Below are 15,650 nucleotides of genomic sequence, written 5' to 3'. Positions count from 1 at the left end.
GGCTGTCAACACAAATTAAGTACTAGTTACTGGCTTCGGGAATTTTTTTTTGTACATTTGTCATGGTTTAATATAAAACAAACCTTCCTAACACCCTTTTACCTATATATACTGTTTGAAATTCTGACCCTGATACAAAAGTTATCCAAGGGCTTTTTAATTTTTTAGGAAAATATAAAACCTTGGTGTGCTTTTTGCTGTATACTTTATATAAGTAATTTGGTGAAATGATAGGTTCAAGATATGAAAAGAATATTACTATTATTAATTTTGTGTGTTTTCGGTTTTGTTGGTTGGGTCAGTGGTCAGCAAAAGCCTCATATAGCGAGAGTTAACGGGGAAGTAGTTAAAAAGGATTATCAGGTAGAGTTGTTTCCTAATCCGGCTTTTGAATATCTGACTATAAAATCTTCAGGAGATAATTTTGTGGACCCGGCGTTTGAGGTAGTGAGCCTGATAGGCAACAAAGTTCGTACAGAAGTAGTAAAAATCGACGACAGTCAATACAGAATACCTGTTCGGCAATATGCGGCAGGACATTATATATTGATTATTAAAGATAATGGTACCCTCTACAGGAGGGCATTTAAATTTCAGAAAGTTATAAGGTAATTGTTTTAAAGGCGGTTGAACTTCAATCGCTTTTTTCTTCTTAAATAACTTAGGTTTTAGCTTGTGCCAGACTTAATGACATTTAAAACCCCACCCCTTGATAGCTTTAGCGGGAGACTGAACCTGCCTTTATTATCTGAATGTATTCTCTCGGTTAATTTTGAAACTTTAGCCTAAAATGACGCAAGTTTGTAATTTGATTTGTGTTGAGTCAATTGTTCAAAAATTTTATTTATTGACAGTTTCATTCACAGTCTGAAGCCAAGGTTGTTGTCTGTTGTCTCAACGAGTTCCGGTTGAAGCTTCAACTTTAAGTTTAAAACTCAGCGTTACCGGGTGTTCTGGGGAAAGGAATGACATCCCTGATGTTATTCATGCCTGTAACAAATTGCAAAAACCTTTCAAAACCAAGTCCAAAACCACTGTGAGGAGCTGTTCCGAATTTCCGGGTGTCCAAATACCATTGTAGATCATCAACGTGAATACCTGTTTTTTCCATTTTTTCCACCAACCGGGTATAACGTTCCTCTCTTTGTGAGCCTCCGATTATTTCACCAATCCCGGGAAAGAGTACGTCCATGGCCGCCACAGTTTTTCCATCTTCATTGACACGCATATAAAAAGCCTTGATGTTAGCTGGATAATTGTAGATAATCACAGGTTTTTTAAAGTGTTTTTCTACCAGGTAACGTTCATGTTCGGATTGCAGGTCAGCCCCCCAGTCCTCGATTAAAAACTGAAAGCGTTTCTTTTTGTTGGGTTTAGAGTTTTTTAATATCTCGATAGCTTCGGTATAGGAAATCCTTTCGAAATCATGATTTCCTACAAACTCCAGGCTTTCCAGTAAAGACATGGGCCTCCGGTCTTCCTGTTTTTTGTTTTTGTCTTCATCTTCAGCCCTCTTGTTTAAAAACGCCAAATCTTCCCGGCAATGTTCCATCGCGTATTTAACCAGGTATTTTACAAATTCTTCGGCCAGATCCATATTGTCTTCCAGGTCATAGAATGCCATCTCCGGTTCAATCATCCAGAACTCTGATAAATGACGACTGGTATTAGAGTTTTCGGCCCGGAAGGAAGGCCCGAAGGTATATATCTCCGACAATGCCAGGGCTGCCAACTCCCCTTCCAACTGGCCCGATACGGTGAGGTTGGTTTTTTTTCCAAAAAAATCTTTACTGTAATCAATCTGTCCGTCATCACCTCTTGGAGGTTTTTCCAAATCCATGTTGGTAACGACAAAAGTTTCCCCGGCACCCTCAGCATCAGAAGCCGTGATAATGGGTGTATGCACATTTAAAAAGCCTTTTTCTGTAAAAAATTGATGTACAGCAATGATCATGGCATGGCGAATGCGGAAAATAGCACCAAAAGTATTGGTTCTCGGCCTGAGGTGGGCAATTTCCCGCAAAAATTCCAGTGAATGCCGCTTAGGTTGTAATGGGAATTTCTCGGGATCGGCCTCGCCCAGCACCTCTATTTCCTGCGCCAGTACTTCTACCGTCTGTCCCTTACCCTGCGATGCGGTGATCTTTCCGGTCACCGATATACAGGCACCGGTAGTGATTTTATCCAGAATTTCTTCGCTGACAGAACCTGCATCGACAACGACCTGCAAATTGCGGATAACCGAGCCGTCATTCATGGCGATAAAGACTACGTTTTTGCTGTCCCTTTTTGTCCTTACCCAGCCTTTTACCACCACAGTCGATTCAAACTGATCACTGTTCAACACATCAATGATTCTGGTTCTTTTGCTTTTACTCACTTTTACTAACATCTTAATTAAAATTTTATCCTGGAAATCTCCCTGCCTCTGGCGTAAGCATCTCACACTAACTCTAGCGCCCCTTGGCTATTGCACAAATTAAGAATATGTATTTTTATTTTACATGTGAAAACCTCCGTGTCTCTTTGCGTCTTTGTACCTTCGTGGTGAAAAATGGTTAACTACAAAGGCACCAAGACACCAAGAATTTTGTCGAAAACGCTGTGCTACACCCACGGGACGCTTGCGCTAAGCTATGAGCTATTCGTAAACCAAACATGTAACATCACACCAGTTGGTTCTTTTGCTTTCATTCACAAGGTAACAGTTTTTTTCCCTTGAAACCTTACCTTCATTTCTTTTTACTACAACCTTTATCATGCAACAACCTGCCTTAAAAGATTTCCCTAATATCAGGTGCACCGACCTCCTGTAAAATGTTAGCAAAAAAACGATAATTTGCTGTTTTTATCAAAGAATAAAAGAATTATTATAAATTTGAATTAAATAACAATTAATTCAAATTTAGGTTGATTAGCTGAGATCAGCTATTTTAATCCTTTTAATAAAGTGTGATGAGCCGGTGTAAAAATTGTATGATCTTAACATGTATATCTTTTAAGTTAAATTATACAAAAGATGAGAATTTCGCCGTTTATCTTTATTAAAATTTCAAACGACAAAAGATTTAATTGAAGAGCTGTACATGCAGAAGCTTAATTTAAGTCAAACTTTATCGCAGAAGTTATCACCACAGCAGATCCAGTTTATCAAGCTGTTACAAATCCCGACTGTGGAGCTGGAAACCCGGATCGAAGAGGAGCTGGAAATTAACCCTGCGCTGGAGGAAGGAAAGGAAGAGACTCCGGAGGAGATATCATCACAGGATGATTTTGAGGAAGATACTTATAACAAAGAAGATGACGTAAATGTCGAAGATTATTTGAGGGATGAAGATTTCAGCGGCTACAAAATGCAGGGAGATGGCAATTACCCGACTGAAGAAGATAAGGATATTCCTATCACGACTGCTGCTACACTCAACGAACAGTTATTGGACCAACTGGGGTTTTTGCGTTTGGACCAAAGGCAGGAAACTATTTCCCTGCAGTTGATTGGCAGTATTGAAAGTGACGGATATATCAGAAGGGACCTGGATGCCATTGTTAACGATCTGGCATTCTCACAGAATCTGGAAACCGATTTGGATGAAGTAGAAGACATACTGTTTAAGATACAGGACTTCGACCCCTCCGGTATTGCCGCCAGGAATCTTCAGGAGTGTTTATCTATTCAACTCAGAAGAAAGCTGGATCAAAGCGACGCTGTGGTACTGGCTTCCCGCATTGTCAATGATTGCTTTGATGAGTTCACCAAAAAACACTATGACAAAATACTCAAAAAGCTGAATGTCGATGACGAAGACTTGCTGAAGGAAGCCATCGCCGTCATAACCAAGTTAAACCCGAAACCAGGTGGTGTTTCAGGAGGGCTGGTTAAAACCCAGTACCTGATACCGGATTTTATATTGACAAATAATAACGGTGAGCTGGATTTAACACTGAATTCCAGGAATGCCCCCGAACTCAGGGTAAGCAGTTCTTATTCAGACATGTTGTCTGCTTATGACAAAAGCAACAAGAAGGATAAAAAGCTTAAAGAAACAGTATCTTTTGTAAAACAAAAGTTGGATGCGGCAAAATGGTTCATCGATGCTATCAAGCAGCGGCAACAAACACTGCTAAATACGATGAATGCCATTATTACCTATCAATATGAGTTTTTCCAGGAAGGTGATGAAAGCAAGCTGCGTCCCATGATACTAAAAGATATTGCCAGCAGAATCAACATGGATATATCTACCGTATCGCGGGTGGCGAACAGTAAATCGATACAAACAGAATTTGGTATTTTTCCCTTGAAGTATTTCTTTTCCGAAGGTATTTCTACCGATTCCGGTGAAGACGTCAGCAGCAGGGAGGTCAAACACGCCTTGCAGAACCTGATTGAGGATGAGGACAAGAAAAAACCACTGTCTGATGATAAATTAGAGAAACTTTTAAAGGCCAAAGGGTACAACATTGCGCGAAGGACGGTTGCCAAGTACCGTGAGCAGCTTAACCTGCCGGTGGCCAGGCTTAGAAAAGAGTTATAGTGTCTAACAGGTTAGCAAAGATTACATCCCTTGTTTTGCATCCCCTGCTGATGCCTACCCTGGTATTTGCCATATTGTTGTACTTCGTGCCACTTGCTGTGAAGCCCCTTCCGGATTCAGCTTTCCTGCAGCTTTTGACCATAATTTTTTTTCTTACCTATGTGCTGCCCCTGATCAGTGTGTCTTTAATCAGACTTAACTATGTGGTCTATTTCATCCGGGTGCTTAGGTTAAAATATGTCAAAAACATCTCTTATAACGATGCAGTGGCTGTCATCAATGAAAGTGAAGATTATAACGATGAGTTTCCCGCGCCCAAAAGTCTCTGGATGAAAAGTAAGGAAGAAAGGGTGGTACCATTTGTTTTTATCACTATTTATTATGGACTGTGCTCCTACTTGTTTTTGATGCAGTGGAAATTTAATGTGATTTTCAGCGTGATTCTACTGAGCATTACCATTACGATTTTTTTGATCACCATTATTACCATCAGATGGAAAATCAGTGCCCATAGTGCAGGAATTGTGGGCGCATTAGGCTTTATACTGGCCGTGAGTCTGAAATTCCAGGACAATCAGTTGATGTATCCTATTTTGGCTTTGATCATTTTGTCAGGATTAGTGATGTCGTCACGTCTGCAATTGAATGATCATGACAGCAGTCAGGTATATGCCGGGGCTTTGCTGGGGTTTGGTGTCAGTTTTGGGTCGATTTATTTTTTTGTGTGAGCAGTTGGATGGTTTGGATTTGAGACGGTGGTTGGAGGTTGCGAAGTTGGAGTGTTGGAATGGCGGAGTAGTGCGGTATTGGGAAAATGGAACGATGGAATGTTGGTGTGTTGATGTGAAGCCTCAGGGAGTTAGTTTTTTTTCTTCATTGATCCTGTTTATCGTGGCAACGTCCGGAACTTAAGCCCAATACGGTGCAAGTTTACGACTTTTGTGTGGGTTACCGAAATTTTCTGAGATTTTAAAAACCTGATATGGAAATGCCTAGATTGAAGGAGGTTGCGGTGGTTTCGTCGGGCCCTCTGCCACTTTCGAATAGTTCCGACAGGCTGTAATAGCCAAACAGGTTAATTCCCGGAAAACCGATTCGGGCTGTCACACCATAGCGGAAGCGTTGTAAATTAAAATGATCTTTTTGCTTGATTTTTTTGTTATCCCCGTCTTCTTCATACTTGATTTTTGTATGTCCGTCAAACAGAAAACCCACCTTGCCACCAATGGCAGCCCTGAATCCCTGGTCATGGTTTTCTTTGTTGACATGAAACCGGAATTCCACAGGTATGTCGATGTAGTTAGCTGCAATTTTACTCTTTTTTATTTCTACGTCATCATTGAGAAGATTAGCCAATTCAGTAATCTCTGTGTTGCCTGAATTATTCAATGTCAAGGTATTATTGTCGTCAAAACTATACTTTTCCAACCCTAAACCTATGCCCGGTCCAAAGGAAAAGTGGGATTTTCCTATGGGAATATCCAAGTAGTAGTAGAAATTCACAATTTTTGAACCCCAGAATCCAACATCCATCCCCTCCGGATTATCCTGAAGGAAGTTGAACCCCACATCTATCAGCAAAATACCCGGCAGATCAGGTCGTGCCTTCTGCTTTTTCTTTTTCTTGTCATTGTCATCATCATTTTCCAACGCAACGGCACCAAAAGAAAGAAGAAGGGCCATCAAAAGTGAAGTTATTTTTCTCATCTTAGGATTAAGTAGTCAAACGGACAAATAGCTGGGCAAATATAGTATAATTTAAGGAGCATTATATAATTTTTCTTGTTATATGGTGTATTAATCTTTGCCCACGAATAGAGTTTGAGTTTGAGTGTGAGTTTGAGTTTGGGGGGTGGGGTGGGGGTTTAGTCCTTATGGTTAAAATATGGGACTAAAATTTTCGTGAGTGAAAATTTGGGTAAAAGCTTAATATTTGTATAGATTTGTTTTCACTTAGGCTAAGGCTTCGGTGGGCAGTGCTTATCGCATTGCCACTTTCATCTTTGCTACGGAGCATGAGGAGGAAAGAGCCAGCCGAAGCTTTATTTATGGCTCATATTTGTTGAAGCTAAGTGAGTAAATAGGACTCGTAGCATAACTGGATAGTGCACCTGGTTACGGCCCAGGAGGTTGGGGGTTCGAATCCCTCCGAGTTCACAAAACGGGGCAAGCTAAGTTTACAGCTTGTCTTTTTTGTTTCATTTCCTTTGTAAATCAATCGGTTATAGTATTTCTACAATAATGCAACAAGCCAACTGTAAAACCAGTTTTGATTAACTTATTTTTACAATTTGTTGAAAAATAGCGTGTTAGGGATTCGAGTCCCGTCCACCCTATCTTACGGTGGCAAGAATGACAGCCGCAAGTCTAAAAACTCTGTTGCTGCCACGGTGTAAGAGTTTCCTACTTTTGGCGTAAGAATGGCTTTGCTTGGTCAAGCGTGTGAAGGCATTCGTTTGCTACGCACCTCCTTGAAGATGGGCTAAATCAGCGGCACATTTAGCTTCTTTTGGGATATAGTTCGAGTAAAACAACAGAAAATTTATACGCGTGTAGCCAATATAGCTATGAATTGCATTAAAAATCTATTAGATTGAGATGGGTATAATGAGAATAAGTGCCTTGTTGTGGGACTTAGCGAATTGTTAAGCACCAATCGGTAAAATAAAGCTAACTTTTTATGTATAGCTTAACGTTATGTACTGTACCAAGACGTTAAGTCTTGATACAGTGAGCAATAACACCACCTAATCTTATTATTTCTATACATAATATTAAAACGATTTTAGCCACTCTACCAACTTATCGTTATTGACCCAAAGAGGATCGATGTCTGGAGAGACTGACACATACGCTTTTTGAATGGCTTCTTGCTTCTGTTTGGAGTTGGCCCTTGCGTATATTTCAGTTGTTTGAATGGATACATGTCCCAGTATATCCCGGATATAAACAAGATTTATACCTGCTTGTAAAAGATGCATAGCCTTCGAATGGCGAACAGAATGACAACTTATTTTCCAGGGAATAAGGCTGGAATCTTCTTTTCTGGCCGTTTGAGCATATTTTTGCACTATATAGGTTATACCTCCTCTTGTTAGTTTCTCCTTTCTATTATTAAAGAAAAGTGGATAAGGTCTGCATTCATTGCGTAAAAGCTCATTTTCTTTCATGTACGAAAAAAGGATTCTCATTTGGTCTTCCATTAACGGGACGATTCTAATCTTTTGTCCCTTACCGGTTATTCGAACAGTATATGGTGCTTCGGTATGAACATCCTGTACGGTCAAGTCGGCCATCTCCTGAACTCTGGCTCCGGTATCATAGAGAAGGGATAAAAGCGCCAAGTCACGCCTCCCTTTGATAGTTTGTAAATCAGGCTGTTTTAAGAGCAACCGAACTCCGTCTATACTTAGGTAATTTATACTTTCTTTTTTATGTTTTTTGGATTTTATGGAAAATATTCTTTGATACTCGAACAACTGGTCAGGATGATGATATTGAACATAGTGAAGGAATGAGTGCAGTGCCGCTAATCGATTGTTCCTTGTAGCGGAGCTGCATTTTTTTTCCTGCTGCAGCCAATCAAGAAATCCAATGATTAATTCCCTGGTCATAATAGATAGGGTAATTTTCTGCAAGGCTGTTCGTTTCACATTGACCATATAGTTTATAAATTGAACAAAAGTGTCTCTATATGATTTAATGGTGTTGGGACTTGCACCGCGTTCGTGGACTAGATATTTGGCTAAGTAATCCGTTAGATATTTGGAAAAGTCTGTAGGTTTCATGAGTTTTCAATTGATGGAAAAACGTTAATAAGTACCCTTTCAATATTTTGTATAAGCCCAGGATGTTGCTCCGCTGTCAAACGGACATACTGATTAGTGGCTTCCAGGGATTGATGGCCTAGATAAGTTGAAAGTATAGGCAGTGAGCAATAGATATCCATACCGTTTTCAACCATACTGGCTAGAGATCGCACAGCAAAGGTGTGTCGAAAAGACTGTAGACCTGGACCGTAGTGTCCTCCTTTGAAAGGTATGGATGCTGCAATAAGCACTTTACGGAACACCTTATATATCTGCTCGGGACGGCATTTCCTGCCTCTTGCAGTAAGGAAAAAATAATCTGTTTTCTTTTGTGGGACGAGTCTATCCCTGTGCTTCGAGTATTCCCTTAATACAATTGCTATTGATTCTGAAAACGGCAACAAGCGCTCTTTTCCGTTTTTTGTATCCCTAAGTGTCAGATGATTGTGCATTAGGTTTATGTCGTCTGTTCTCAAGTCAAGTGCTTCTCCGATTCTGACTCCCGTACCGGAGAGAAAGCGTATCAAGGCGGGCATTACGATATACAGTGAATCTCTTCTGATATAATCACATCTTAGATTATCGCATACATCAAAAATGTTGTTCAGCTCTTTCCGGGTATAGATGTGCGGTGTGAAATTCTTTTTCGGTTTTGGGGCTTTGGCCATAGCTGCCTCTATTCCTTTTCTATTGAGATGCAATACAAACTGATTCAGCGTTATGCAACGTTTGTACCGGTAGGCTTCCGATTCATTATCTCTTCTAATACTCCATAAGTGCGCTAACTGCGCACTTATCCCTACCTTTTCTTCACATCTTGCTTGAGTAAGCTTGTCGAATTGAAGAAGTATTTTTTTCTCGGTACTGTACTTAAATCCACAATGCTGTTTGAAATCTATAAAGTCCTGGATTAGGGAGGCATAAATGCCTTTGTATATTATTTTACTCATGATTGCCATTTAAATTGATCATAAAAACCTTCCTTAACCGATACGACATCCAACATACATGCATTTAGTGAGCTTATATCAATACGCATATAATACATTGTTGAATTGGTATTTTCGTGGCCCAACACTTCGGAAATAACTGGAAGAATCGTTTGTCCTTCAAGCATTCGGGCTACAAGAGAGTGCCTTAATGCATGTGGCCCATGTTTCTTGTTGGCAATATTTACTCCGGCACGTTTAAAAGCTGCGGTAGTAATACCTGAGATAGACGAAGATATCATTTTGCGGAAGGGAGAAACAGCAGTAAGAACGATATAGGGCTCTTCTGATTTAGGGCGACCATATTGAAGATAGTCAATGATGGCATTCCCTACTTCTGCAAGCAAGGGCACCTCTAGTACCCTGCCTGTTTTTACCTGCTCGATCAGTATATTATTTTTATCCCACTGTATATTTTCAAATTTCAGATTACAAATATCCGATGCGCGAAGACCTAATCGTGCAGCAAGCAGTAGGATAAGATAGTCCCTTTTACCCGTGGGGTATCCACGATCAACACCATTTTTCAGAGTTAGTTCCACCTCGTCCTGGGTGTAAATAGCGGGTAGTGAAGATTGCTGGACATATCGTCCGCTCGGAATCTGTATAGACAGGTTCAGAGCCAATACTTTTTGATCGTACAACCACTTGAGAAATCTTTTAACTATGCTGATCGCAATATACGTATTGCTCTTATGCTCCGGCGGAAGCTCCATGATATAGAGAAGTATATGTTCAACCCGGATATCACTAATATGATTTATTGCGCTTTTGGATAGGTAATTTGAAAAGCGGGATAATTGATGTCGGTAAGTGTGGATAGATGATGGCCGAAGATGTTCCGATATTTTTTCAGAGATATATTCTTTCATTCTGATCCCGATCTCTCCATGAAATATCAAAAGCTCCTTATTATGTAATATTTTACCACTTCTGAGATACTCCTTCAATAGCTTGACGGAATAAAGTACGGAGTTGTCCTGATTTGCCGACTTAGGTTTTTCTCTTGAAAGGTATCCTATAAATTGCGTAAAAGCGTTTTCCCAGTCATGCTCTAGCTGTTTATTTGCAGCAAACTCTAAGAAACAAAGCCAATTGGCTTCGTGTTTTTTGATGACAGTGTCCGAAAACCCGAGATTATATCTAACATATTGCGATGCTCTTTCAATAACATCATAAATTTTTGATTCACATTGTTCCTGTTTCATATTTTAATGTTTTGTTAAAACAGGAATATTATGAAATATTATGTGTAGTGTTATATTTTTTTTAAGCTGATTAGCTCATTGTGCAGGGGGTATGAGGAGAAGGCTATACATAACGTTGAGCTATACATAAAAAGGAGGGACAGTACTAAAGAAAGTGTACTTTGAAGATTATCGCTTTCAGAGGACATGGATTTTACTTTGTTAAATGATGATCTGGAAGATGAGAAAATGGAAGCTGCCTTTAAGGAAGTTTTCGATTTTGTGACAGAAGAAACTGCCATGGAGTTCAGGTTAGAACGGCCTAAACATAACTTCTTTGATACTTACACTTTTTACATTGAATATGTGGCTTCTTTAGGTGGCAGTTTCCATGCTGCCAGAAGAATCAAGGTGGACATCACCCGCCATGAACAGATGGAGTATGAGGTTGAGGAAAGGGCTGTTTACAGAGATTATTCTGACATTAAACATACAGAATTTACAGTCAAGTGCTATCCATTGGCAGAAGTGCTTATTGAAAAGATGGCTGCGGTTATGGGGCGTTCCCAACCCAGGGACTTGTACGATTTATGGTTGTTGCTAGAGGAAAAATCTTTTGATATTTTAGACTATTGGTTTGCCTTCAAAAGCAAAGCCAGGAATAAAAAAGTTGAAGCAGAAAACTTTACTAAGGTTGTTCTGGACAAAGAGCAAACTTTCAAAAAGAGATGGGAAACCAGTTTGCAGCATCAGGTCAAAGATTTACCCGGTTACAATGATGTATTTCGTGAACTTTCGAGACATTTAAGGAAAGTAGATAAATTCCTGAAAAAATGAATTGTAATAGTTAGGACTTGATTAGACAGGCTTTTGAAACTAATTATAATCTTCCTTACACCTGTTAATTGCTCAATCATTATTTCAAACAGGTTCAGTCAAGGGCAGCAGCGTGGGATAATGCGTTGGTGCTGTTTATTTTACCCTTGACGGGTTCTGTTTGCAATATAACTTTGCAATGGGAAGGGGTAAGTTTTGATCGGACACGCACCAAGTGTCAGATATCTCACCATCGTCTGATCAAATACCATCTATTACAAATGAATAATGACCTTTAAAAATAACTAAGCCGCTTTTATACACTTCCCTAGCTTCACTATTTTCTCCAAATCCTGGTCAAACGCCTCTAAATCAGTATAAAAGTTCGACATTTGTCCCTCTGAGTTCACAAAAGGTGAAATTTTGCAATGAATTTCACCTTTTTTATTGTATGATGATCAATAACTTATTTCCTTTTTTCTATTCTCTGAATATTTCTTTCCATTCTTAATAAAAAATGCACCAAGAGCTGCAATTCTTAGTACTACGAATATATCCATTTTTATTCCCAGACATAGCGTTTTAAAAAATATTGAATAATTTAATAAGATGAATATTCAGTTTAAAGCACGCTTACTAAATATTTGTGTTGCCCTTATCTTTTCTTGTAAGTCAGTTAACACACCTTATAATTACAAACGGTTTCCGGATAGTCATTCGGAAATTAGGCGGGATTATGAAAGCTACTATTACCTGAACGCTTGCCAGCAGGGGGAAACGATAGCGAGCATTGGTGCAGGTAATGGAATAAGGGAAATCCAGATTTCATGTTTCATCGAAGGAATTACCTGGTACCTGCAGGAGATTGATTCTTCGAGATTATATCAGTTCGAAGAAGTTTTGAAATTCCATGAAAATTTAATGGGTTCATCTATTAGTGCGGATTTTAACTTTGTATTAGGAACTGAAAACTCCACGGGTTTGCCTTATGGTATATTTGATAGGGTTTTGATGCTCAACGTATTTCATGAAATTGAATCGCGAGAAGGGATTATGATGGAAACTCATCAATTGCTTAATGAAGGCGGCGTGCTGGTTATAATGGAAAGAATGGGTAATACGGAGGGCGAAATCCACGCTGATTGTAAGTATCCTAAACTCACAGAAGCCCGCTTTTTACAAGAAATGAATGACTATGGATATGTTTTAATAAAAAAACAACTTGGCGAAAAAATGTCAAACCTGATGTTTTATAATTTTGAATCGAAGAAATAAAGGGATCGGTGATAAGGAATTGACCTACCACCACATCCGCCAACATTGTGTATAGCGTATTTGGCGGGTCATATAAAGTTTAGACTTGTTTTTATTTTCTAAGCTCTCATATAACTAAAGTTCTGTTATTTTCTGCGGATGGGAGCAACGCTGTTGGGAAACTACTATATAAGTAATTTGTAAATTATTGAATATCATATGTTTATGAATTAGTTATTTTTGTTAGATGTTTGGTCAATTGTCTGACCTTGGGGAACTTTGTGGCGGATTGATAGGAAAGTGCTTTGAAACGCCAAACGATACCCTACACGAGATGCGTTAGCGGTCATTATAGGAAACGCAAAATTAAATAGAACTAAAATGGATAAGTCTTTAAAAGAAACGCTGTGGCGACAATTTAGCGCAAGTATTGATATGCTCGAAAATGCCATTAAACTTTGCCCGCCTGAATTTTGGGATACGGAGAAAAAATTTTGGTCATTGATTATAGCTTTTTTGAAGAAATATCTGCCCTTTGAATTGACAAAGGTTGGATTTAGACATAGGCACCATAATTCAATCAATTCAAGTAACTGTAATCACTGGTCCTCCAAAATTACTCCCTCTTCACAGCGAAAATATCGCTCCTCTCGTATTATTTGTCCTTTTGGGGTAATTCCCTCGACTTCAATACGGTAAATGCTTTCATTATCGCCGGTGAAAAACCTGATGCGGGCGGTTCCTGTGCTATCTGGTTGTATGTTAGGCTCCCAGTGCAAAGTTACGCGGTTATCCCGCTTTTTGCCGATCTGCTTCCCATCATAGGCCGGTGAATAAAACTCACGTGCCCTGTAGTAGCCGTGATGGATAAGATTTTTTATATTGTAACTCGGTTTATCGGGTTGCAAAAAATCCTCACCCTTTTTGGTATGAACAATAATTACGCCATTTGCTCCTCTCGCCCCCCAAAAAGCGGTTTCAGGGCCTTTATAAATGGCAATGCTATGCACCATCTGCGGGGGGAAAGACATGATGGTCTGGCTGTCCACCGGCATGTTGTCCAGTAAAAAAAGTGGTCCTGTTCCACCACTGCCTAAACTTGCCGCGGCGCCACGAATAGAAATACTTGTCCCGTTTACCTGCACACCTGCCACCCTTCCCTGCAGCAACTGTGCGATGTTGGTGGCTACCAGGGCGTCGACCCCCAGGCTATCCATTACAAGGCGGGAGCTCGGCATTCCGCCATAAGCATCATATTCGGCAAATGGGTCCGGTCTTTTAGCCTCCACCTCCACTTCATCAAGAAGGATAGTGGTATTATCCCGTTGAATCCCTAAATCTATGGAGGCAAGGTAACGGTTAAAATTAGCGGGGGTGGCTGGTTGTGAAAACGACTCCGCAGGCAGCGATTCGATCTCGGGGACCTTATATTCATCCAAATTAATGACGACATTATCCGACGGCTTCGTTTTTCCTGATTTCTTCACAGTCAGCTTTTTTGCCTGCAGAAACAAGTTGGATTCCTGAAAAAAGTCATTTCCCATAAAAATGAACCTGCCGCTGTTATTCGTCCGTACCTTTTGCACATCAATCAAATCCGGCATCACAGTCAGGGACACTTCTCCGACCACGGGCTTGCCTTGGTTATATTCATCTGTCAGGATACCACTAATATTAAATCCCCGCTCAGGATAGTATTCAGGCAGGGGGTTATTCCATCCATCCACTTCCTTCCAGGTAAACCGCCTGTACCCATGGGTAAGCATGACAAGATCCAGGTATATAGGGGGGGTGCCCGGTAAAAAATAATACGCCGGATCTTCAATATGGCCCTTCAGGTCTGATGTTAGCAGCAGGTGTGTAAAAATGTTACCAGTTGTAGAGTCGTTACTTACTAACTCCATGTCTGTGACACTTAGTGACATATTGGCCATAATATAATCAGTATCCAGGGTGAGTACAACTGACGACCGTGGTTGGTAAACCTGTTTGTCTGTGGATACGGCCACATCCAATTCAAAGCGCGGATTCTGCATAAAAACCAGGCGTTCGCATTGGGGAATGCCCTTTTCATCAAAGAGGGTGAACTGAATCACTCCCGGCGGCAGGCCGGTGCCGGGAATATTGCCGGCAAACTTTGTCTCCCGGTCAGTTAGTTCCTGGGCATAGAATATCTTGCCACGCGCCTGGCCCACCAGAACCACTCCTTCCAGCCCCCTGGTTAAGGTGCTGTTGGCCACTAGCGTGATATACCCTTTTTTGTGGGTTGATAGTTGAAGCGTATATCCTCTGGACAAAGCAGCCGGGATTGGATAATCCCGGTCATTTACCCTGGCAAAATAACTCCTGCCGGGCAGAGGGGTTAACTGAAAAAGACCCATCCCATTATGAAAACTTTGAAACCAGCCTACTGTGGTTCCATTGTCGTCGCGCACCTCCCCTTTAACCATCACACCACCGGAAGGATTAGCAGCTTTGAAAGCTACCTGGCTTCTGATGTTATTTACGAGTTCTCCCCCTTCCGGAAAAAACTGTAGAATCAAACTATCCCGACTATGCTCCGGAGAAGCCGGTGGTGAAGTTCTTGAAATGATCTGTATTTCCTTTTCAAAAAACGGAGGACCGCTATTGAGTTGCAGGTTGGTATAGGCTCTGATCCGGTATTTTCCCGTACTGAGGTTGGTACCGATACTGTCAGGACTTAACAGGATATCTCCGGCACCTGCAGTGGCCGTCGTATGGATCATCCTGGAGACCAGAATATCACCCCCGGGACTTATCAGTTCCACATGCACAATACTGCTGATAGCCAATTCGGACTTTAAGGAATAGGCTTCTACAAGGTATGTGCGAAACCAGATGGTTTCGCCTGCTGCATATAGATTTTTATCCGTATGTACATAAACTTTTTCCTGCCAGTTCTGCGTGGTAAATGTATCAAATTTTGACTTTAAACGGTCAATAAACTGACAATTGGCGAAATTCACTTGTATGGTCAGTACAAGGAGTAAGCATATTCTCATTCAGTTATTCATTTTACTAGTATTTACATAGCGTGGC

Annotated in this window: 11 protein-coding genes and 1 tRNA gene; 6 read left to right on the top strand and 6 right to left on the bottom strand. The window is 40.5% G+C overall.

Going from position 1 to position 15,650, the window contains the following annotated elements:
- Window positions 1–243: 243 nt before the first annotated feature.
- Window positions 244–612: a T9SS type A sorting domain-containing protein gene (locus AC04NP_RS24950; RefSeq protein WP_482862745.1), complete on the top strand. Its 369-nt coding sequence runs from the start codon at window positions 244–246 to the stop codon at window positions 610–612.
- Window positions 613–928: 316 nt separating this feature from the next.
- Here the strand turns inward: AC04NP_RS24950 and asnS are convergent, their stop codons facing one another.
- Window positions 929–2,380, bottom strand: a complete 1,452-nt coding sequence (asnS, locus tag AC04NP_RS24945; RefSeq protein ID WP_482862793.1) for an asparagine--tRNA ligase — start codon at window positions 2,378–2,380, stop codon at window positions 929–931.
- Window positions 2,381–3,086: 706 nt separating this feature from the next.
- On the opposite strand from asnS, the gene rpoN reads away from it, so the two are divergent.
- Together rpoN and AC04NP_RS24935 are read left to right on the top strand one after the other, a co-directional pair.
- Window positions 3,087–4,535, top strand: coding sequence for an RNA polymerase factor sigma-54 (gene rpoN / locus AC04NP_RS24940; RefSeq protein ID WP_482862744.1), 1,449 nt, complete (start codon window positions 3,087–3,089; stop codon window positions 4,533–4,535).
- On the top strand, window positions 4,535–5,263 hold the full coding sequence (locus AC04NP_RS24935) for a phosphatase PAP2 family protein (protein WP_482862743.1): 729 nt from the start codon (window positions 4,535–4,537) through the stop codon (window positions 5,261–5,263). Before rpoN ends, AC04NP_RS24935 begins: the two co-directional genes overlap by 1 nt.
- Window positions 5,264–5,504: 241 nt before the next feature.
- Here the strand turns inward: AC04NP_RS24935 and AC04NP_RS24930 are convergent, their stop codons facing one another.
- Window positions 5,505–6,242: a porin family protein gene (locus tag AC04NP_RS24930; RefSeq protein WP_482862742.1), complete on the bottom strand. Its 738-nt coding sequence runs from the start codon at window positions 6,240–6,242 to the stop codon at window positions 5,505–5,507.
- Window positions 6,243–6,618: 376 nt separating this feature from the next.
- Between AC04NP_RS24930 and AC04NP_RS24925 the strand changes: the two genes are divergently transcribed.
- Window positions 6,619–6,692 (top strand) — tRNA-Arg (locus AC04NP_RS24925).
- Between the two features lie 617 nt (window positions 6,693–7,309).
- On the opposite strand, the gene AC04NP_RS24920 is transcribed toward AC04NP_RS24925, so the two are convergent.
- Genes AC04NP_RS24920 through AC04NP_RS24910 form a run of 3 tightly spaced genes read right to left on the bottom strand, consistent with a single transcriptional unit; the run spans window position 7,310 to window position 10,541 of the window.
- Window positions 7,310–8,323, bottom strand: coding sequence for a tyrosine-type recombinase/integrase (locus AC04NP_RS24920; RefSeq protein WP_482862741.1), 1,014 nt, complete (start codon window positions 8,321–8,323; stop codon window positions 7,310–7,312).
- The gene (locus tag AC04NP_RS24915; RefSeq protein WP_482862740.1) at window positions 8,320–9,294 is read right to left on the bottom strand and encodes a tyrosine-type recombinase/integrase; all 975 of its coding nucleotides are present in this window, start codon (window positions 9,292–9,294) and stop codon (window positions 8,320–8,322) included. The genes AC04NP_RS24920 and AC04NP_RS24915 overlap by 4 nt, the downstream gene beginning before the upstream one ends.
- On the bottom strand, window positions 9,291–10,541 hold the full coding sequence (locus AC04NP_RS24910) for a tyrosine-type recombinase/integrase (protein ID WP_482862738.1): 1,251 nt from the start codon (window positions 10,539–10,541) through the stop codon (window positions 9,291–9,293). The genes AC04NP_RS24915 and AC04NP_RS24910 overlap by 4 nt, the downstream gene beginning before the upstream one ends.
- 186 nt (window positions 10,542–10,727) lie before the next feature.
- Between AC04NP_RS24910 and AC04NP_RS24905 the strand changes: the two genes are divergently transcribed.
- A complete protein-coding gene (locus AC04NP_RS24905) occupies window positions 10,728–11,357 on the top strand; it encodes a nucleotidyl transferase AbiEii/AbiGii toxin family protein (protein WP_482862737.1) in 630 nt (209 codons plus the stop codon).
- Between the two features lie 588 nt (window positions 11,358–11,945).
- The gene (locus AC04NP_RS24900; protein WP_482862736.1) at window positions 11,946–12,611 is read left to right on the top strand and encodes a class I SAM-dependent methyltransferase; all 666 of its coding nucleotides are present in this window, start codon (window positions 11,946–11,948) and stop codon (window positions 12,609–12,611) included.
- 578 nt (window positions 12,612–13,189) lie between these two features.
- Here the strand turns inward: AC04NP_RS24900 and AC04NP_RS24895 are convergent.
- Window positions 13,190–15,613, bottom strand: a complete 2,424-nt coding sequence (locus AC04NP_RS24895) for a TonB-dependent receptor plug domain-containing protein (RefSeq protein WP_482862734.1) — start codon at window positions 15,611–15,613, stop codon at window positions 13,190–13,192.
- Window positions 15,614–15,650 lie beyond the last annotated feature (37 nt).

Source organism: Agaribacillus sp. DX54 (genome assembly GCF_056858335.1).
Note: the sequence above shows the minus strand (reverse complement) of the source record. Positions and strands in the feature narration are given on the sequence as shown.